We start from the raw sequence: 18,740 nt of genomic DNA, 5'->3' as shown, positions 1-18,740 counted from the left end.
TCCTCGGGCAGCACTGGGAACTCTATACCGCATGCCGCACGGAACCCCCAGCACCCCTCAGTGTAGGTCTGTCTGGCTCAGAGAGGGGTAGCAACTTTGAAGGGTTCCACAGGACAATGAAAACGCATGAGCTCTATCCGCCGCATCCTCTCGGGCATCTCCACCGCGACGACGTGGGCGGCGCGGCTTGAAGTCACCGCTCCCATCCGACACCAGCCTACGGCTCCCGTAGAGCCAGTGGCCCGGCGGGGTTTCTCGGATCAAAGTGACTTCCAGTCCTCTCAGGAGGCCGGGCACTCCCTGCTCGAGGCGCACGCTCCCAGCCTGGCGGGACGGGCCCGCAAGTCGTCGGACCCGATGAGCACCTACACGGGTCACAGCGACTTCCAGGCCCGGCTGCCGCGCTACCAGCACCTGCTGGGGACGAACGTTCCCCCCCCTCCGGCCCGCTACTGGGAAGCATGGCGTGCCCGCACGGGAGGCGCGGCCTCGCCGCAGGCTTCCCAGGCCCGGCAGGAGGAGATGTCTGGAAACCGCCCTGGCGTGAGCGCCACCGCCGACCTGGAGAAGTCCTTCGAGCTGGCGGGGGAGGATGACTCGGTGCTGCTCTATGCGCCCTCGGAGGGCGAGAGCGGCCGCTCGGTAGTGCAGCACGCGGACGGCAGCGTCACGGATCCGGAAAACCCCGAGCAGCGCTTCCCCGATGCCCAGGCGTGGGAGAGCGAGCACCCCGAGCTGAAGCGCGCCATGACGCTGTCGCGCGATGACCTGGAGCTCGTGCTGGCCATGCCCGAGGGCGAGGCGCGCAACGAGGTCCTCTCCGAGCTGGCGAACCCGGAACCCTTCGAGGGCTCGGACTCGGGCGGCGCGGGAATCGACGCGTTCATGCCATCGCTCGATGACCTGCCGATGGGCCAGGACTCCGCGCAGGAGGCCTCGGCGGCCTCGGATGGCTTCATGCCCTCGCTGGACGATCTCCCGGGAGGCGTCAAGCCGGCGCCGCAGGAGTTCGTGGACAGTGAGGCCCCGCTCTCTTCCACGGGTGAGCTGACCGAGGGCCAGAGCCCGCTCGAAGTGGCCGGGCAGGTGGCGCGGCAGGGCACGTCCGAGCTGCAGGCGCAGGTGGCCACGGCGCTGTACGAGAAGAGCCTGGCGCCTGAGGTCTCCGACGCGACTGGGCTGAAGCGCGGCGCGGCGCTGGCGGCCTCTGGCAGTCCCCAGGCGGCTCAGGCCCTGCTCCAGCGCATTGGCGAGGGGAACCTCGCGGACTTCGTCCGGTCCGTGATGCAGGCGTGATGGAGAACCCTTCGACTCCGGCAGCGCCCTCGGGCCCGGCCATCATGGGCCTGCTGCTGCACGCGGTGGCGAACCTGCCGCGCGAGCCGTCCACGGACGTGCTGCTCACCCAGGCCTTTCTCCAGGCGGATGCGGAGGCGCTGCGGAGCCAGGAGTTCAGCTCGGGGCTGGCGGCGTGCCTGGCCCGCCTGCGCTACCCCGGCGACGAGGAGACGCGGGCGCAGGACGCGGCGCAGTGGGTGGTGCTGTTCGCGGATCCGGTGGGCGGACCGCTGCTGAGCGACCCGGGGCTCACGCCCGAGCAGCGCCTGGCGAACCTCGCATTCTTCCTGCTGCGGCCCGAGCTGCCGCTGGACCTGCTCGCAGCGTATGGGGGCAACCTCACGAGCGCGGCGGCCCACGAGGCCCAGCTGGCACTCCAGGCGCTGCTGCCCGAACAGGTGGCGCCGATTGCTCGCTTTCCCGTGGCGCTGGTGGCCCGCTTGCCGGAGCTGTCGGCGATGACGCAGCCGGTGGATGCCCAGGCGCTCTCGGTGCTGGTGCCCCACGTGCTGCGGCCTGATCAAGGCGCGCGGTTCCTGCAGTCGCTCGCGGATGAAGTCTTTGGAGCGGTGCTGGAGGACTCGCCCGTAAGTGCCTCGCAGCGGGCCTTCGCGGAGATGGCGGCGGAGGGGCTTCGGGCGCTCGCTTCGCGGCTCGAGGCCGACACGGATCCCCGGCAGGTGGCGCAGATCCTCGTGCTGGGAGGTCTGCAGCATCAGGCCTTCTTCCAGAACCTGGCGCCCTTCACGGAGGACGCGCTGGCCCAGCGCGAACAGTCCCCAGGGGCGGTGAGCGCGGTGGACGGTGTGGCGCGCCAGCTGAGTGCCACGGGGGTGGGGTTGATCGGCATGGCGCTGGGAGGCCCCATCGGGATGGCGTCGGCGGGGAGGATCTTCCGCAGCGTGACCCGGGCGGTGGATGGACTGATGGCGGGCGGGCGGCTCCCGCTGGGAGCACTGGCGGGCGAGGTGCTGGGAATCCCCGGCCTGGGCGTGGCTCCACGAGCACTTGGCGAGGTGGTGGCGGCGCTCACGCAGCTCTACGCGGTGCAGCTGTCGGGGTTGGGAGACGAGGCGGCCACGCTGCTGGAGGACCTGATGCCGCTGCTCCTCCGAGGTGAGGTGGAGGGGCTGGGCGCAGCCTGGGCAGCGTTGCTGGACAACCCGGAGCGAGTGGAGGCGCTCCGGAGCGCGGATGCAGAAGCCCGCGCGGAGGTTCTCCGCGTCCTGTTCGTGGGAGGCGGGATGGGTGCCTTCTCATGGGACGCGGTGACGCCCGAGCTCATGGCTCACAGCCAAACGCTCTTCGGCCACGCACTGCCGGCGGAGACGCCTCCGGCTGACGCGGCGGTCCTGCTGGCTTCCAGCGCTGCACGAGCGCTGGCCGTGCTGGCCAACGACGAGCTTCTCGACACACTGCGGGCGGGACAGCTTTCGCCCGCGGAGGCGCTGGTGGAGGCCAGGGAGCTGGGTGCGAGCCTGTTCGAGGGAGGCACCGAGCCCGCAGATCCGGCACTCACGGCCGCGATGCTGGGCGCGTTGGCTCCTCCCGTCTCCATCGACGACACGGTGGAAGCCGACGAGTCACCGTAAGCGTCGAGTCCACACCGGAGCTCTCCCATGAAGTGCTACCGCTTGGATGCGCTGGCGCTGGCGCTGTTGACCGCCTGCGCCACCACCCCTGCCCCTCCTCCGACGCACAGCGATTCCACCGAGTGGGAGCTGGCTGCACTCCGCTACGAGGCCCACCTCCTCACCGTGAGCGACCCGGACCCGGAGCCGGAGCAGGTCACTGAAGAGGATTTCCACCGTGCGATGAGCACGCTGCTTCCCGCAGTGCCGCTCTCCACGACCCCGAAGGAGTCGGCCCAGTGGTTGTTGTCCCAGCCCTTGGGGAGCAGCCTGCTGGCAGAGGTTGGGACGGACCGCCGGGTGCATCTGACACCTCTGGACGAGAACAGCCCGCTGGATTCCTCCCTCGCACAGGAGCTCCGGCACGAGTACGCGCGTGTCTGCCATGAGCTGAATGCTGGCGCGGACTGCTTGGGCCTCCAGACCGATGGGCCTGTCCTGACCCTCGAGGATGCTCGGATCCTGGCGTTGGCCATCGGCTTGGCGCCGGCGCTCCAGCAGCTCAAGCACTCCCTCAAAGAGATGGTGCAGCCCGCAGCCGTTCTCTCCCTGATCGTGTGGACCTGCGCCATCTACCTCGCGATGTGGATGCTGCCTGAGCCCGTATCCAAGGTCCTGGCCGCGTCACTGACCGTCGGCCTCATCGCCTGGCTGGGGGGCAGCACCGTCTGGAACCTCATGGACGGATGGGTGGTGCTGGTGAAGGAGGTCGACGGCGCCTCCTCTGTGACACAGGTCCGCGCTGCCGGAGAGAAGTACGGCCGCGTCCTGGGGGAGAACACGTCACACGTGCTGGTCATGCTCGTGACCGCCGCGCTGGGTGGCACGGTAGCGAAGTTCGCCAAGAAGCTGCCCCAACTGCCCGGCTTCTCGCGCGCGGCGGCGAGGGCTGAGGCACAAGGGACGTCACTGCAGAAGGCCGCCCAGGTGGAGGAAGTGGCCGTCTCCTCCGAGGGCACCTTCTCCGTGCTGCAGCGAGCTGCCGTGGCTGAGGAGGCCGCAACCACCGCGAGTGCCCGCTCGGTGTTCACCATCATCCGGCACCGGCTCGGCAACATGCAGGTCTTCATCAATGGGCAGCGCTGGCACGTACCCGCCACCACATCCTTGAAGAAGATCCCCACGGCAGATCCGGTGGGCGACGCCCTGCAAGCTGCAGCGCAGCAGGCTGCGAGAACTTGGAGTCCCAGTGCCTTGAGCCCAAACGAGCGCCAAGCCATCAACGAGGCGAGGAGACTCGGGAAGCACCTAAAAGCCCATCTCCTGGAACGCATGGCCCGCGGCAGGTTCGTAGAGAACGCGCTGCGGGCTCAGTTCAAGCTCCTGAAGTGGAGCAGACAGGGCGTAGACGCAATTGACCCCGCAACTGGGCTTCAGTACGAGATTCTCTCGGGCACTCGATGGAACATGGAGATGCACGGTCGCCGTATGGCTGACGAACTGTTCCGGCTCATTGCCTTTTGAAGAAACGGCGGAGTTCCCACCTTCCATGATCCAGTTCAGTGACCGCGAAATCGTCAATGAGCAGCTCGTGTTGGATAGCAAGTCAGAGCTGTACTACCTCGGCCACGACCTGACGCTCCGGCAGTGCACGCTCGTGCTGAAGGTTCCCGCACGGGCGCTCGTCATCGCACGAACCCGGCTGATTGACTGCACCATCCATGTGAAGCAGGAGCTGAAGAACTTCTCGTGGTACACGAGTTTCCTGAAGGGTTGCCGATTCACGGGCCGCCTCACGGGCAATGACTTCGGGAGCAATCCACACCCGCCTCCCGATGGCGGCATCGAGGATTGCGACTTCTCCGAGGCTCAGATGGATGGGTGCCGCTTCCTGGGGTGTGACACCCAAACCCTGCGCTTCCCTCGCTGGCCTTGTTTCACCCTGCTCGACACCTTCAAACGCGCACAGGAGTTGCGCGAGGCGCCATGGCCCGGCGACATCGGCCCCATCGTCATGAGCGACTTTGATCAGGATTGGCCCTCAACGGTGGCCGTCACGTACTCGGCCTCCGCGTTGGCCAAGCGGAGAGGCACCACCCCGGAAGCCATTCGCGCCACCCTGGAGAAGCTGGACGGCGTGGTGTTCTGACGTCAGGGAGCGCCCTTGGGCGGAGCCAGCTGGTCCAGCATGCTCTGGGCCTCGTTCACGTCCTTGGTGAACTCGTTGATGTAGCGCGTGCGCTCCTCGCTCTGCCACTCCTCTCCAGAGAAGACATTCGTGGGGTACTCGCGCGTGGTGTGCACGTAGCCCCGGAGCGTCGACAGCAGCTCGCGGTCCGGATCTCCCGCCTCCTTCAGCAGGAAGCCCTCCACATCCCGCAGCTTCAGCGGGAACGTGGGCGCCTCGTCGAGGAGGAGCTTGCCGAAGACGACGAAGTCCACCTCCTGCGCCCCCTCTGCCAGCTCGTCGTTGAACGTCACGTACGCGAACGGAACTCCTGCCTCGTCATCCACGCGCGCCGCCAACACGTAGCGCCCCGCCTTGCGCACCTGGATCCCCAGGTAGAGCTTCAGCGAGCCGCGCTCCACCCCCTCGCGCACCTTGCCCGTGAACCGGGCCGGCGGCGCGGGCGTGAACAGCACATCGAAGAACGCCGTCCCCTCCGAGTTGCCCGAGCGCACCTGGAATGAAACACGCAACGTCCCGGAGAACAGAGGGAAGCCCTGCTTCGAGGGCTGGAAGCTCGCCGTCAGCGTGCCATCCCCCGCCAGCGCATCCCCACGAGTGCCATCATCCACGAACGCCAGCGGCACCCCCGCCAGCGGCTCCTGGCCTCCCAGCATGTGCTCGGCCTCGTGCGCCCGTGCGTTCAACACCTCGCACGGCAGGGGCTGGTGCGTCTGCCCCTCGCAGCCCACGGAGAAAGTCACTACCTCGTCCCCTGCCACGAAGACCTTGTCCTGCTTCAGCCGCAGCTGCACGTCCGCGCTGTCCTTCTTCAGCGGCCGCGTGCGCTCCGGCGCCGCGGGCTGCTCCTGATCCGGATGCTCACGGATGTGGCGAGACTCCGGCGGGTAGCGCGTGCCCTTCACGTACGTCTCGAGCGAGAACTTCGCCCGCTCCAACCGCTTCTCCCAGAGCACGCGCTGGGCCTCGCGCTCCTGCTCTCCGGGGGACAGCGGCGCCGCAGCCGGAACCGCACCCTTGCTGGGAACCACCGGCGCAGCGGGACCCGCCCGCGAGGCCCGAGCACTGCCCGGCCCCTCGGACGGCGAACCCGACTTGGGCACGGACGAGGCCTCGATGGCCTCGTCCGGCCCGGACTCGCCGAGCCCCATGACCCACCACCCCACCCCAGCCACCAGCAACAGCAGCGGCACAAGCGCCAACGGCCACAGCAGGCGGCGAGCGCTCGAGGAGGGAGGCGGGGCGGGGCTCTTCGGGTCCATGGCGTGAGCTACTTGGCGTACGTCACGACATCCGAGCGCACGGGGCCGATGATGCCAGCCCAGTTGCCGTTGGCGTAGTGGTTGTAGGCCTCGCCCGTATCGCGCAGCGACACCGAGTGGTAGCTCCACTTGGCCCGGCCATCACTGCACGCGGCGGTGCCCGTGTTCAGCGTCCCGCCGCAGAACAGATCGCCGGGGTTGCAGTAGGAGCCGCCAGAGGAGCCGGAGACGCCGCCCGTGGAGTGGTAGGACACCGCCTCGTCATCCTGGCCCGGGAGGATGCCGGAGTACGCCGTGCCCTTGGCGCCCGCGAACATGTAGAACCACAGCGAGCGCGTGGTGTTGTGGTTGTACATGGCGCGCGACGTAGTGGTGACCAGATCGCTCACCAGGGGCTCGCTCATGGCCCAGTCACCGTGGTCCGCGAGCTCACTGCCGCCGCCCGCGCCCGAGGCGATGTCCACCCACTTGATGTTCCAGCCCACCTGCGTGGTGCCGTCCAGGTTGCCGCACACGCCGCTGGCGTTGGGGGAGGCGTTCTTCTTGTAGCGCGTCGAGCCACCATGGAGCGACAGGGCGTAGCCGATCTGCAGGTTGCCGGCGCTGTGCCCGACCAGGTAGCACCAGTTGGCGCCCGTGCAGAAGCAGTCGAGCGCGTCGCGGAGGCGATAGTTCTCCCCGCCGACCCTCTGCGTACCGTTCCAGTTGACGGCCTTCTTGTTCACGCCGGCCGCAGTGGAGCTGGGGCCCCAGTAGCTGAAGTCGTTGTAGTTACCGGCCTGCGTGTTGCCGCCATTCCGGCCGTGCACCCACAGCGTGTAGTTGGTCGCGGAAGCCTCAGGGGCTACCAAGATGGTGACAGCAACGAGGACTGCGCTGAACAGCGTCTTCATGCGAACGCCTCCGGCTCAAGGCTGAGAGAGAGAAAGAGAGAGCCCCTGCCCGGCGAGAAACCAAGCAACGGAGCGCGCGCACTGTACGGTCTCAGCTCTTTAAAAATCGAGAGCCCTGTAGAACATGTTTGTCACGAACAAGCTGACTTGGCGCGTCATGGTCACGGGCTTCGAACTCCCCCATTTTTTCCGGCGCGCTCCGGCGGGTCGGCGACGACCCGAAGTGGGTCAACCAGGACATACGCGGGCCTGCGGAATTGGCGCTCAGGAGGTAACCAGTGGAAGCGAGCTCCCGGAAACGCGGGCCAACGATCTGGGGGACTGCGGCTTGTCTCACGAGGTAACGCCTCGCACTGACAAGGACTCGAGGCGTCGCAGTGGCCCGGACGATCTCGCTCGCCGCGATCGAAATCCCGCGCTTTCAACGGATCGTCTCCATCCAGAAACGTCCGCCGTGCCTGTCGGCGGCGACGTGGCTGTCGAGAAAGTGCCGCACGACGGCGTGATACGTTGTTCCGGATGAGCGCCACAATCACCGAAGACTCAGGAGCGACAGTCGTGCGGAGCGTGTGCCCGCACAACTGCCCGGACACCTGTGCCATGCTGACCACGGTCAAGGCTGGCCGAGCTGTCGAGGTACGAGGCGATCCCGACCATCCGACGACTCGGGGCTTCCTCTGCGCGAAGGTCTCTCGGTACCTGGAGCGTACCTATCATGCTGGCCGCGTGCTCCACCCGATGCGCCGCGTGGGCGCGAAAGGTGAGGGGCGCTTCGAGCCGATCTCCTGGAAGGAGGCGCTCGACGAGATCGCGCACCGGTTCAAGGAGATCATCGCGGAGTGGGGGGCGCAGGCAATCCTGCCGTACTCGTTCAGCGGCACGCTCGGGCTCCTGCACAGCAATTCGATGGATCGACGGTTCTTCCACAAGCTCGGCGCCTCGCTCCTCGATCGCACGATCTGCGGCTCCGCCGGCGTGGTCGGCATGGCCTACAGCGTGGGTAGTTCCATGGGCATGGATACAGAGTGCTTCGACGGAGCGCGCACGATCCTCCTGTGGGGCACCAACACGCTGACCTCGAACCCCCACCTCTGGCCGTTCGTCACTGCGGCGCGCAAGAGAGGGGCGAGGGTGATAGCCATCGATCCACGGAAGACGCGGACCGCGGAGCAGTGCGATGAGCATATCGCGCTGCTGCCGGGGACTGACGCGGCGCTGGCGCTCGGGATGATGCACGTCATCTTCCGTGACGGCCTCGGCGACGAGGATTATATGGACCGATACTGCGTGGGCCGAAACGAGCTGGCAGAGCGCGCCGCCGAGTACCCGCCTGATCGTGTGGCGGCCATCTGCGGGATCCCAGCGGCGTCGGTCGAGGCCCTCGCGGTTGAATACGCGACGTGCAAGCCTGCAGCCATCCGCCTGAATTTCGGGATGCAGCGCCACGCCGGCGGAGGGATGGCGGTGCGCGCCATCTCGTGCTTGCCCGCGGTGACCGGCGCATGGCGCTCCGCCTCTGGCGGTGTCCAGCTATGGACCTACGAAACTTTCCCGGTCAATCATGCCGCGTTGCAGCGTTTTGAGCTGATCCCGCCCGGCACCCGCACTCTCAACATGGTCGAGCTCGGGCGGATCCTCACGGAGGTCACCGACCCACCCGTCAAGGCCCTCTTTGTCTACAATTCGAATCCAGCCAGTGTGGCTCCCGACCTGGAGCGCGTCAAAGCCGGGCTCCGGCGCGAGGATCTCTTCACGGTCGTTCACGAGCAGTTCCACACGGACACGGCCAACTTCGCGGATCTCCTCCTCCCGGCGACCACGCAGCTCGAGCACGTGGATATGCACATCGGTTACGGTCACCTGTATGTCATGTGGAACGCGGCGGCAATCGCGCCGCTCGGCGAGGCCATCCCGAATACGGACCTCTTCCGGAGGCTCGCGGCGCACATGGGATTCAGCGACCCGTGCTTCCAGGACAGTGACGAGTCCATGGCGCGGCAGGCGCTGCAGAGCGAGCACCCATGGCTCGCGGGGATCACACTCGAGCGCGTTCAAGCCGAGGGAGCGGTGCGCCTGAATGTTCCGACGCCGTTCGCGCCGTACGCCGAAGGAGGCTTCTCGACGCCCTCCGGCAAGTGCGAGCTCTTCTCCGCGAGGATGGCCCGCGACGGCCATGACCCGCTGCCAACATGGACTCCCCCACGTGAGAGCAGCGCGTCGAGCCCTGAGCTCTTTGCACGCTATCCGCTGGCGCTGATCTCACCGCCCGGTCATTACTTCTTGAACAGCACGTTTAGCAATGTGCTGGCGCGGTTCGAGAAGGGCCCGCACCTGGAGATCCACCCCATCGACGCGGCGGCGCGCTCGATCATCAGCGGCCAGAGGGTACGTATCCGGAACGATCGCGGCGCGTTCCTGGCCGATGCCGTCGTGACGGAGAGGGCGCGACCGGGGGTGGTCGTCGCTCCGTCGCTCTGGTTGAGCTCGCTCACACCTGATGGGCGGAACGTGAACCACACGACTTCGCAGGCGGTGACCGACATGGGCGGCGGGGCGACGTTCTACGACAACCTCGTGGAGGTCGAGGGAGCGAGCTGAGCGGGGAACTCGGCGACGCGAGCGCAGCCTCGGTCTGGCGCATCCACGCTTTCATTCGCGGCGCTCCCCCAAGCAGGTGAGGAGGAGTCGAGAGCGGGGAAGGAGGCAGCGGCCAGAACGGAGCGGATGAAGCAGAGGACGCCGCGAGTGGACTGGGCCGAGGTGCTGAGGAGGACGTGCGACTTCGACGTGCTCGCCTGCGTGAGGTGTGGAGGCAGGCGCCGGGTGTTGGCGTACGTGAAGGGAGCACGAGGGGTGCGCGCGATCCTGAAGCACCTGGGCCTGGCTACTGCAGGTGCGAGGCTGGCCCCGGCGCAGGGGCCACCCAGCGGGCATGGTGTTGAGGTACTCAACGCAGCCAACAGGCCCAAGCGATTGGGTCCCCGCAGGCGATACGCATCTCCTCGTTAGAAGCGGACTCGGCTCAAAGCGGCGGGTTGTTCTGCATGGAAGCGGCGGGAATCGAACCCGCCGCTCTCCGGGCAGGCCGTCCTCAGTAGGCCTTGCAGAGGTACTGGTTGGCGCCGCAGCGGCTCTCGGGCGTCTTCACTCTGCCGACCTGGAGCGTGGCGAAGCCGTCCGGGCAGCTCAGCGTGCCCGTGAGCGGGTTGGCCACGTTGTTCCGGCCGCAGTCATCCACCTGGTACAGGCCGCCCAGGGGCATCTTCTCCGAGGTCCGCGTCCCCAGGCTGCACAGGTTCTGGTTCACGCCCCACAGGCTCTCAGGGCCGGTGGCTCGGCCGAAGCGGTACGCGATGCCCGTGCCCATAGGGCAATTCAGCAACCCGCCCGCGAAGGTGTTCGACACGTTGTTGCCCGCAGAGCCCCGGTCATCCACCTGGAAGAGGCCCGTAAAGCTCCATCCCTGAACGGTGCCCTGCGGCGCCACGCACAGGAACTGGTTGGCGCCCGTGCGGTGCTCGGGGGTGTAGATGCGGCCGAACTGCATGGCGGTGAAGCCCGAGGGGCAGCCCACCGTGCCCGTGAAGGGGTTCACCACGTCATTCGGCGAAGAGCGCGAATCATCCACCTGGTACATGCCGCCGAACACGAAGGGCAGCCGCACGTCGACGTTGAGCGCGGCGATGGTCAAGTTGGGATCATATCCCTTGGACACGAGCGTGCTGAGCTGACTCCCCGTTACGCAGTCATTCACCAGGGTGGGGTTCTGCGGATCGGTGAGCTGATCATAGCAGCGCTTCACCGCGTCGCTGATCAGCGAGAGGTTGCGCTGCACGCCCAGCTCATGCGCGTCCAGGCGAGAGCGCAGATCCGGCGACACGTACAGCCGGCCGCTCTTGAGCGTGGCCACGCGCTCCTGGAACTCCACCTGCTGATCGAACAGCTGGCGCAGGCTCGTGCGCGCCTGCTGGACGCTGGCGCCCACCGTGCGCACCGGAGCAGGAACTCCGAGCATGCCCCAGTCCTTGAACAGGTAGACGCGATCCGCCGGCTGGCTGTTGAGCGAATCCGAGAAGGTGCCCGCTCCCTGGGCCGAGGCGTAGGTGATGGCGTTCTGCATGAAGGCGCCGCAGGGCGCCAGGTTCGTCATGCTGCAGTCCAGCACCACCCGGCCCGCCTCGGCCGCCCCCCCGAGGATGCTCGACAGGCGCGTCACGTCTCCGCCGTACTGGAAGGCCTCCACGTGCACCGAGGCGCGCCCCGCGAAGCGGCTGGCCTGCGAGGACACCTGGGAGTTCACGCTCCCGGCCGGCCAGCTCACCCCGACCGAGGCCTCGAACTCCTGCCGCGCCGACAGCGAGCTGAAGTCCAGGCGGTACAGCAGGTAGAGCTGGCCGCCCACCTCCTTCTGCAGCATGAACTCATCCCCACACCGCGAGAGCCAATCCGCGCTGCCCGGCTGCACGAGCCACTGCAGGCTGCCCTCGTCCAGCTTCTGGATGCCCAGGCGGTAGTCCGCCATGTAGAACATGCCCACCGAGAGCGAGCTGCTCGTCAGCGAGCGGCTGAAGCGGGCCTTGGCGCTGGCATCCACCAGTCCGAAGCGGGCCTTGGCCTCCAGGCTGAAGCCCAGCGACTCGCTGGCCTCTTCCCTCAGCATGGAGCTGCTGAAGCGCAGGTTGGCCTGCTGCAACGGAATCGTCACCGAGGTGGCCGAGCGCACGCACTCGCTGCGCAGCTCCTCCTTCACCCAATCCCGGCCCTGTCCCAGGCGAGCCGCCGTGGTGATGCCGGTGGGCACCATCACCGTCTCCGAAGACTGCTCCTGCACCCCCAGCTTCGGCGGCTCCCAGCCGGCCTCACCGCCACAGTTCAGCCCCGCAGCCGCCAGCACTGCTGCGACCGCTCCCCGCATCACTTGCTGTCTCGTCATCGTTCCACCTGTCCTGTTCAATTCCGCCGAAGCAGGAATCCTGTTAATTCAGGCACAAGTGGAACTACAAGGAAAATTTCACTGACCGTGGACTTCCCCGTCCCCCGTATGGGTCAGCGGAACGTCGCCTCGCAAAAGCGCTCCAGCCGCGCGAGCGCTTCGGGCATCTGCGTGCGCCCCAGCCCCAGCCGGAAGTGATTGCCCGGGAAGTCGTAGACGTCTCCCGGCAGCAACAGCACGCCCTCGCGCTCGACGAGCGCCTGGCAGAACGCGGAGACAGGCATGTCTCGCAGCAGGCGCGGGAAGGCCACGCTCCCTGCGCGCGGGCGCACCCAGCGGAACGTGTCCGCATGGCGCTCGAAGAACGCGTCCAGCCGCTTCAGGTTGTCCTCGAGAATCGCGCGGCTGCGCGCCAGCACCTTCTCCTTCGCTCGCAGCGCAATGAGCGCGAGCACCTCGCTGGGTGCGCTGTTGCAGATGGTGGTGTAGTCCTTGTACGCCGCGCACTTCCGCAGCAGCTCCGCGTCCCGCAGCGCGAGCCACCCCACGCGCAGCCCCGCCAGTCCGAACGCCTTGGACATCACCCCCAGGCTGAGCCCCCGAGAGGTCCGCTCCACCGCCGCAGGCAGCGTCCGCACGGGTGCGTGCTCCAGCAGGCGGTACACCTCGTCGGACAGCAGGTAGATGCCCCGCTCCTCGGCCAGCTCACACAGCGCCTCGAACGTGGCGGGCCCCGGCAGCGCGCCCGTGGGGTTGTGCGGGAAGTTCACCACGAGCAGCCGCGTCTCCGGCCGCAGCGCCTGCCGCACCGCCCCCAGATCCAGCTCCCAGCCCTCCTCCTCCTTCAGCGGCAGCAGTGTCACCTCCGCTCCCGTCGCGCGCGCCACCTCATATAAGGACTGGTAGCCCGGCCACGTCACCACCGCGTGGTCCCCCGGCCCCAGCAGCACGTTCATCAGGACGAACACCGCCTCCTCGGCGCCCGCGAACGTCAGCACCTGCTCGGCGGACACGCTCGTGTAGAGCCCAGCGATGGCCTCGCGCAGGGCAGGCAAGCCGGTGGACTCGGTGTAGCCGAGCGTCAGCGACTCCCACCGCCGGAGCGCCTCGGGGTCCGCGATCGCCAGCAGCTCCGACATGCGCCAGCCCTCGATGTCCGAGGTGCACAGCAGGTAGGGCGCGGAAAACTCCCACCGCGCGAAGTAGCGCTCCAGCTTGAAGTCCGGGATCCGCACAGAGTGTCCTCCCGAGGCACCGGCTGCTTGCCTGCCGCCCAGGCGCCTCCTCTCCCCTCCCCCCAGGCAGGCGAGCCGCGCCTGGGGCCGGCATGGGGGACGCCGACCCCCGATGCATAGCTTGAAGCACGTCCGATCCAATGTCTTTTCGCGGAGCGCGCCCATGGCTTTCGATGACGAGCACCCCATTCCCCTCACGTTGCTGGATCCCGACGGTGGCTGGATCAACGCCCCCGTCCACGTCTCGCAGCTGCGCGGCCGCCCCGTCCTCCTCCACTTCTGGTCCATGGACTGCGAGGAGTGCATGGGCCAGCTCGCCCAGGTGCAGCAGTGGATCCAGGACTACGGGCCGAGGGGGCTGGTGGTCATCGGCGTGGACGTGACGCACTCGGAGAGCGAGCTGCGAGACACCAACGCCGTGGAGCGCTTCGCCCGGAAGCACGGCCTGCGCTACCCCATCGCCGTGGACGATGGCTCCATGGCCCAGGCCTACAGCGTGGAGACCCACCCGAGCTACCTGGTCTTCGATGCCCAGGGAATCCTCCGGCTGCACACCTTCTCGGCGGACTCGCTGCGCGAGGTGCGCCTCGTGCTGGACCGCCTCACCGGCCCTGACGCCAACACGGGGGCCTTCGCGCCCTGAGCGCGGCCCTCCGTCTCCAGCTCACTCGTCCTCACGGAGTCCAAGACATGCCAGAGCGCCACACGAAGCAGTCCTCCCGTATGAACCTGGGCAAGCTGGCCGCCGCGGGCGTCGGCGTGGCCCTGGGGCTGCGCGCCCTGGTGCGCTCCCGCATCAGCTTCCAGGACAAGACGGTGCTCATCACCGGCGGCACGCGCGGGCTGGGGTTGCTCCTCGCGCGCGGCTTCCTCAAGGAGGGCGCCCGGGTGGTCATCTGCGGCCGGGAGGAGTCCACGCTGGAGCGTGCCCGGACGGAGCTCGAGAGCCTGGGGGGCGAGGTGCTCGCGGTGCCGTGTGACGTGACGGACCCGGTGCAGGTAGAGGCCATGGTCTCCAGCGTGCACGAGCGGTTCGGCGCGGTGGACGTGCTGGTGAACAACGCCGGCATCATCCAGACGGGCCCGCTCGAGTCCATGACACTCGAGGACTTCGAGGAGGCCATCGACACGCACTTCTGGGGGCCGCTCTACACGACGCTGGCGGTGCTGCCGGAGATGAAGCGGCGCGGCGCGGGGCGCATCGTCAACATCTCCTCCATTGGAGGGAAGGTGAGCGTGCCGCACATGGTGCCGTACAGCGCGAGCAAGTTCGCGCTCGTGGGCCTGTCAGATGGCATGCGGGCGGAGCTGGCGCAGGACGGCATCCAGGTGACGACGGTGTGCCCAGGGCTGATGCGCACGGGCAGCCCGCGCAACGCCACGTTCAAGGGGGACCACGAGAAGGAGTATGCGTGGTTCTACGTGTGCGGCTCGCTGCCAGGCTTGTCGCTCAACGCGGAGCGGGCGGGCCGGAGGATCATCGAGGCGTGCCGGCGCGGAGATGCGGAGGTGTTGGTGGGCCTGCCAGCGAAGATGGGAGCGGTGGCGCGCGCGCTGGCGCCAAACCTGACGGCGGCCCTGCTGGCGTATGTGAACCGGATGCTGCCCCAGGGCAGCCAGACGGAGCGGCACAGGGGGGACGAGAGCGAGACACCACTGACGCGCTCTTGGCTCACCGAGCTGTCTCGCAAGGCCGCCCGCCGCAACAACGAGACCGAGGTCCCCATCCACTAACCGGGTGCCGCTGAGAGCCCCTCAGAAGCCCACGCCTACCAACAGCCCCGTCCAGTAAGCGCCCGCCAGGTAATCGTCCCCAGCGTAGGCCCCGGCTGTCCCTCGGAGCTCGGCGCGCAGGGCCACGGGCAGCTCCTCCGAGAACCGCCAATCCACCCCGAGCCCCAGGTGAAGGGCGAGTCCCGTCGAGGTGCTGTCGAACGCCCGTGTCCCGGACATCTGCCCGAAGCCGAGCCCCAGCTGCACCGAGGGGTTCCACTCCCCCATGGCAAACCTCCAGCGCGTCACCGCCCCCACATCCCAGATCCTCGTGCCGTAGGAGAGCGTGGTGCGCTCGAACGCGCAGCCCTCGCACGGGGCCCGGGTCGCCTTCTCGCGGACCCGCTCGATGGAGCCAAAGCTCGCGCTGGCTCCGAGCCCGAAGCCGCTGGGCCACTGGTACAGCAGCGTTCCCGTGCCGCCAATGCCTCCCTGGCGCCGCAGGTAGGCCTGCGCATCGCTGGCGTCGTAGACCTGCTGGTTCCAGCCGATCATCAACGTGCCCGCCACGCCCGACGTCTTGGCCGCCTCGGCGCTCCCACTCAGCGCCAGCGTCAGGAATACGGACAGGCACAGGCTGGGGGCTCTCATCACGGCGCCTCCCCGGGGAAGAAGACCGGCTGATCATCCCGGCCCGGCACGTCGGTCAGCATCACCGCTCCGCCCCGGTCCACCCAGGCCACGAACAGCTCCCAGTCCTGCCACTCGGGCCAGCGCGCGGAGAAGGCGATCATCCGCCCATCCGGGGAGAAGGCGATGGAGCCCACCTCCGAATTGAGGTTCTCCAGCACGCAGTGCTCCCCCGAGGGGCCTCGGACGCACACCCGGCCGCCCGCGGGGTATTCGTAGATCGAATAGGCCACCTGACGCGCATCCGGCGAGAGCGTCAGCCTATTCACCGAGCCTGTGCTGCTCGTGCTCGCCGTGGGCACTCCCTCGAGCGGCTGAACATACCCGCTGCCGTCCGCCAGCACCTCCACGCCCCGGCCAGAGCCCGGGATGGAGCCCTGCTCCAGCAGGAAGCGCAGCCGGCTCCCGTCCGGAGACCAGACCGGGCTGTGCAGATCATTGTCATCGCGAGTCAACCGAAGGGGCGTCGAGCCCTCGGCCGTGCCCACCACATAGAGCTCCTCGTCGAAGTCCGTGAAGGTGTCCATGGGCCTGCCCACGAACGCCAGCCGGCTTCCGTCAGGCGACCAGGCCAACTCCCCGCTCGGGCGATTCTCTCCGGTGAGCAGCGTCCTCCGGGCCTGCGTGCTGAGTTCCACGAGGAAGAGCTCCCCGGACGCCTGGGTTCCCCGGCCCGCGTAGGCGATAAAGCGCCCATCGGGAGAGATCGCCAGGCGAGGCGGCGTGCTCCATTCCCCTTCCACCGTGTCCACGAGGCGGCGGAGCGGCGCCTCCGGCTCACCCGGCCACAGGTAGACGGCCAGCTCGCCCTCGGAGTGGCTGCCGATGAAGGCCAGGGAAGGCACCTCGCCCCGGGCGGGGCCTCCCGGCGCCAGCACGGGAAGCTCCGCCTCCTGGACGCAGGCGGGAAGACTCAGGAACAGCGCAAGCCTCGCCAGAGGAATCAGGCGCTGCACGAGGGAGCGGCCAGGGCATGGAGAGCGCATGCCCTCAAGCTAGCCCAGCCGGGCCAGCGGCTCGCAGCGAAACGCGTGACGAGCCGGCGCGAAGCCCGGCGCCTCGGAGCAGAGTCCGAGGCGCCCAGGGCCATGGGTGCGCCTCAGCGCCTCAGCCGAGGATCACCTTGCAGATGTTGCTGCACGCGTCGCTGTCGTTGGTGTTGCCGTCGTCGCACTCCTCACCGTTGGCCTCCTGAACCACGCCATCACCGCAGCGAGGGCCGAGGATGCAGCCCGGAGCACACTGGCCGTAGCCACCGGCGTTCGTCCCGTTGTCGCACTGCTCGGGCGGCTGGACGATGCCGTCTCCGCACGTGTTGACGCACTGGGTGCGGCGGGTGACGAAGTTGGTGAGGGTCAGCTTGTACGAGGACGCCGTGGTGTGGCGCTCCGCCTGGAACACCACCGCCTCGTAGACCTTGCCCACCGTCAGCCCCAGCTGCGAGGCCCGCTGAGACAGCGTGATGCCGCCATCCGTGGCCCCGTGCACGCCGCCCAGATCCACCGCCAGCCGCCCGTTGATGAAGACCCAGACGTCATCGTCGCCGCGGAACGCGAGCACCTCGGTGCCCTTGTACTCGAACCAGTAGCGGGCCTCGCTGGTGAACGAGAAGTTGTGGCCGTTGTTGCGCGCCGGCTCCTGGCCCAGCGCCACCCACCCCTTCCCGTCCACCGGGAAGAAGTTCGGGTTGTCATACAGGTACGAGCCGTCCGCCTGCCGGTTCAGCGTCAGCGTGCCGACGATCGTCTTGTTGACGTTCGGCGTGTCCCGGTACCACTGGTCGAAGGCCGCCCGCCCGTGCGTGGACGCGCTGCCGTTGCCGTTCGCCGCCTTCGCATACACGGGCTTGCCGTCCGAGCCCAGCGTGCCGGTGTAGAGCGCGCCGACGATGCCCTGCTCCGACGCGTTGGCATTCTCGAAGTCGATGTGGCCTCCGGACAAGTCATTGCCGCGGAAGTCCCGGTAGACGGCGGGGATCTCCACCGAGGCCGGCGGATCCTCCTCGATGGTCTCGCACTGGAAGCCCGCCTCGAGCTGGCACGTGGGCGAGCACCCATCGTTGGCGCGCAGGTTGCCGTCGTCGCACTGCTCCGTCGTGTCACCCGGCAGAATCACGCCGTCGCCGCACACCGCCTGGCACGTGCCGTTGGTGCACCGGGGCTCGCGCGTGCACAGCGGAGAGCAGCCATCGCCCATGTCGTTGTTGCCGTCGTCGCACTGCTCAGTGCCCTCCACCACGCGGTCACCGCAAGTGGTGGCTACACAGGGCTGGCCCGCCGTGGGGCACTTGTAGCCGCGCTCCAGGCGGCAGGTGGCGCTGCAGCCATCGCCTCCCGCGGGCGGGTTGTCGTCGTCCTCGCACTCCTCGTCGCCGGCGATGAAGCCGTCACCGCACCGGGCCGCGACGCAGCGGCCGCCGCCCGTGGGGCACGTCCAGCCGCTCTCCACGGTGCACTGGGCGCTGCAGCCATCGTTCGAAGCGGTGTTGCGGTCGTCGCAGGCCTCGCCCGCCGTGGTGCGCCCGTCGCCGCACACGTTGCGGACACACGCCGTGCCCGCCGTGTCACAGAACCAGCCGGCCTCCACCGCCTTGCAGTCCGCGGCGCAGCCGTCGCCGCTCTCATTGTTGCCGTCGTCGCAGGCCTCGCCGGCCTGGATCGTCCGGTTGCCACACGAGGTGGGGATGGGACCGCCATCCGGTAGATTGTTCGGCCCACCGTCCGGTTGATTGTTCGGCCCACCGTCCGGTTTATTGTTCGGCCCACCGTCCGGTTTATTGCCCGGCGTCTCCCCCGGATCCGGATGGACTCCATCGGGTGGCTCTCCCACGCAGCGAACCAGGGAGAAGGAAAGAAGCAGGCCCAGGAGCAGCCCCGAGAAGAGTCCACGAAGATGGGTAACCGACATGCGCTGATCG

The 18,740-nt window shown here is 68.1% G+C and carries 15 protein-coding genes; 8 read left to right on the top strand and 7 right to left on the bottom strand.

What is annotated here, in order from left to right; genetic code table 11:
• Positions 1–126 precede the first annotated feature (126 nt).
• The 4 genes from DB31_RS20235 to DB31_RS44980 are packed head-to-tail and all read left to right on the top strand — an operon-like array spanning position 127 to position 5,058.
• Entirely contained in the window at positions 127–1,296 is a 1,170-nt protein-coding gene (locus DB31_RS20235; protein ID WP_044190419.1) for a hypothetical protein, read from the top strand.
• Positions 1,296–2,930 carry a hypothetical protein gene (locus tag DB31_RS20230; protein WP_044190417.1) on the top strand — a complete coding sequence of 545 codons (1,635 nt, stop codon included), beginning with the start codon at positions 1,296–1,298 and terminating at the stop codon, positions 2,928–2,930. The genes DB31_RS20235 and DB31_RS20230 overlap by 1 nt, the downstream gene beginning before the upstream one ends.
• A gap of 27 nt (positions 2,931–2,957) precedes the next feature.
• Entirely contained in the window at positions 2,958–4,433 is a 1,476-nt protein-coding gene (gene sitA5 / locus DB31_RS50545) for a SitA5 family polymorphic toxin (protein ID WP_052420128.1), read from the top strand.
• Between the two features lie 25 nt (positions 4,434–4,458).
• Positions 4,459–5,058, top strand: a complete 600-nt coding sequence (locus DB31_RS44980; RefSeq protein ID WP_052420127.1) for a hypothetical protein — start codon at positions 4,459–4,461, stop codon at positions 5,056–5,058.
• Between the two features lie 2 nt (positions 5,059–5,060).
• Here the strand turns inward: DB31_RS44980 and DB31_RS20215 are convergent, their stop codons facing one another.
• Both DB31_RS20215 and DB31_RS20210 read right to left on the bottom strand, forming a co-directional pair.
• Positions 5,061–6,359 carry a choice-of-anchor X domain-containing protein gene (locus tag DB31_RS20215; RefSeq protein WP_044190413.1) on the bottom strand — a complete coding sequence of 433 codons (1,299 nt, stop codon included), beginning with the start codon at positions 6,357–6,359 and terminating at the stop codon, positions 5,061–5,063.
• 8 nt (positions 6,360–6,367) lie between these two features.
• The gene (locus DB31_RS20210; RefSeq protein WP_044190410.1) at positions 6,368–7,252 is read right to left on the bottom strand and encodes a hypothetical protein; all 885 of its coding nucleotides are present in this window, start codon (positions 7,250–7,252) and stop codon (positions 6,368–6,370) included.
• Positions 7,253–7,629: 377 nt separating this feature from the next.
• Here DB31_RS20210 and DB31_RS51270 point away from each other — a divergent pair, with 377 nt between their 5' ends.
• Positions 7,630–7,758, top strand: a complete 129-nt coding sequence (locus DB31_RS51270) for a hypothetical protein (protein ID WP_276203633.1) — start codon at positions 7,630–7,632, stop codon at positions 7,756–7,758.
• Positions 7,759–7,771: 13 nt separating this feature from the next.
• Positions 7,772–9,850 (top strand): molybdopterin-containing oxidoreductase family protein, encoded by a 2,079-nt coding sequence (locus DB31_RS20200; RefSeq protein ID WP_044190404.1) that lies wholly within the window; start codon positions 7,772–7,774, stop codon positions 9,848–9,850.
• A 493-nt stretch (positions 9,851–10,343) separates the two neighbouring features.
• Here DB31_RS20200 and DB31_RS20195 read toward each other — a convergent pair whose 3' ends face one another.
• Both DB31_RS20195 and DB31_RS20190 read right to left on the bottom strand, forming a co-directional pair.
• Complete coding sequence (locus DB31_RS20195; RefSeq protein WP_157232090.1) at positions 10,344–12,185, bottom strand: hypothetical protein; 1,842 nt, start codon at positions 12,183–12,185, stop codon at positions 10,344–10,346.
• 113 nt (positions 12,186–12,298) lie between these two features.
• The gene (locus DB31_RS20190; RefSeq protein WP_044190401.1) at positions 12,299–13,420 is read right to left on the bottom strand and encodes an aminotransferase class I/II-fold pyridoxal phosphate-dependent enzyme; all 1,122 of its coding nucleotides are present in this window, start codon (positions 13,418–13,420) and stop codon (positions 12,299–12,301) included.
• Positions 13,421–13,583: 163 nt separating this feature from the next.
• On the opposite strand from DB31_RS20190, the gene DB31_RS20185 reads away from it, so the two are divergent.
• Both DB31_RS20185 and DB31_RS20180 read left to right on the top strand, forming a co-directional pair.
• Positions 13,584–14,063 (top strand): peroxiredoxin family protein, encoded by a 480-nt coding sequence (locus tag DB31_RS20185; RefSeq protein WP_044190399.1) that lies wholly within the window; start codon positions 13,584–13,586, stop codon positions 14,061–14,063.
• Positions 14,064–14,110: 47 nt separating this feature from the next.
• Positions 14,111–15,154: an SDR family NAD(P)-dependent oxidoreductase gene (locus DB31_RS20180; protein WP_044190396.1), complete on the top strand. Its 1,044-nt coding sequence runs from the start codon at positions 14,111–14,113 to the stop codon at positions 15,152–15,154.
• A 21-nt stretch (positions 15,155–15,175) separates the two neighbouring features.
• Here DB31_RS20180 and DB31_RS20175 read toward each other — a convergent pair whose 3' ends face one another.
• The 3 genes from DB31_RS20175 to DB31_RS20165 all read right to left on the bottom strand — a co-directional run bounded on the left by DB31_RS20175 (position 15,176) and on the right by DB31_RS20165 (position 18,730).
• A complete protein-coding gene (locus tag DB31_RS20175; protein WP_044190393.1) occupies positions 15,176–15,784 on the bottom strand; it encodes an outer membrane beta-barrel protein in 609 nt (202 codons plus the stop codon).
• The gene (locus DB31_RS44975) at positions 15,784–16,809 is read right to left on the bottom strand and encodes a WD40 repeat domain-containing protein (RefSeq protein WP_052420126.1); all 1,026 of its coding nucleotides are present in this window, start codon (positions 16,807–16,809) and stop codon (positions 15,784–15,786) included. The genes DB31_RS20175 and DB31_RS44975 overlap by 1 nt, the downstream gene beginning before the upstream one ends.
• A 121-nt stretch (positions 16,810–16,930) precedes the next feature.
• The gene (locus tag DB31_RS20165) at positions 16,931–18,730 is read right to left on the bottom strand and encodes a DUF4215 domain-containing protein (RefSeq protein WP_083968517.1); all 1,800 of its coding nucleotides are present in this window, start codon (positions 18,728–18,730) and stop codon (positions 16,931–16,933) included.
• Between the last annotated feature and the right edge of the window lie 10 nt (positions 18,731–18,740).

Origin of the sequence: Hyalangium minutum (assembly GCF_000737315.1) — a bacterium.
GTDB classification, from domain to species: Bacteria; Myxococcota; Myxococcia; order Myxococcales; family Myxococcaceae; genus Hyalangium; species Hyalangium minutum.
The sequence above is the reverse complement of the archived record's forward strand: the minus strand, read 5'-3'. Positions and strand labels throughout refer to the sequence as shown.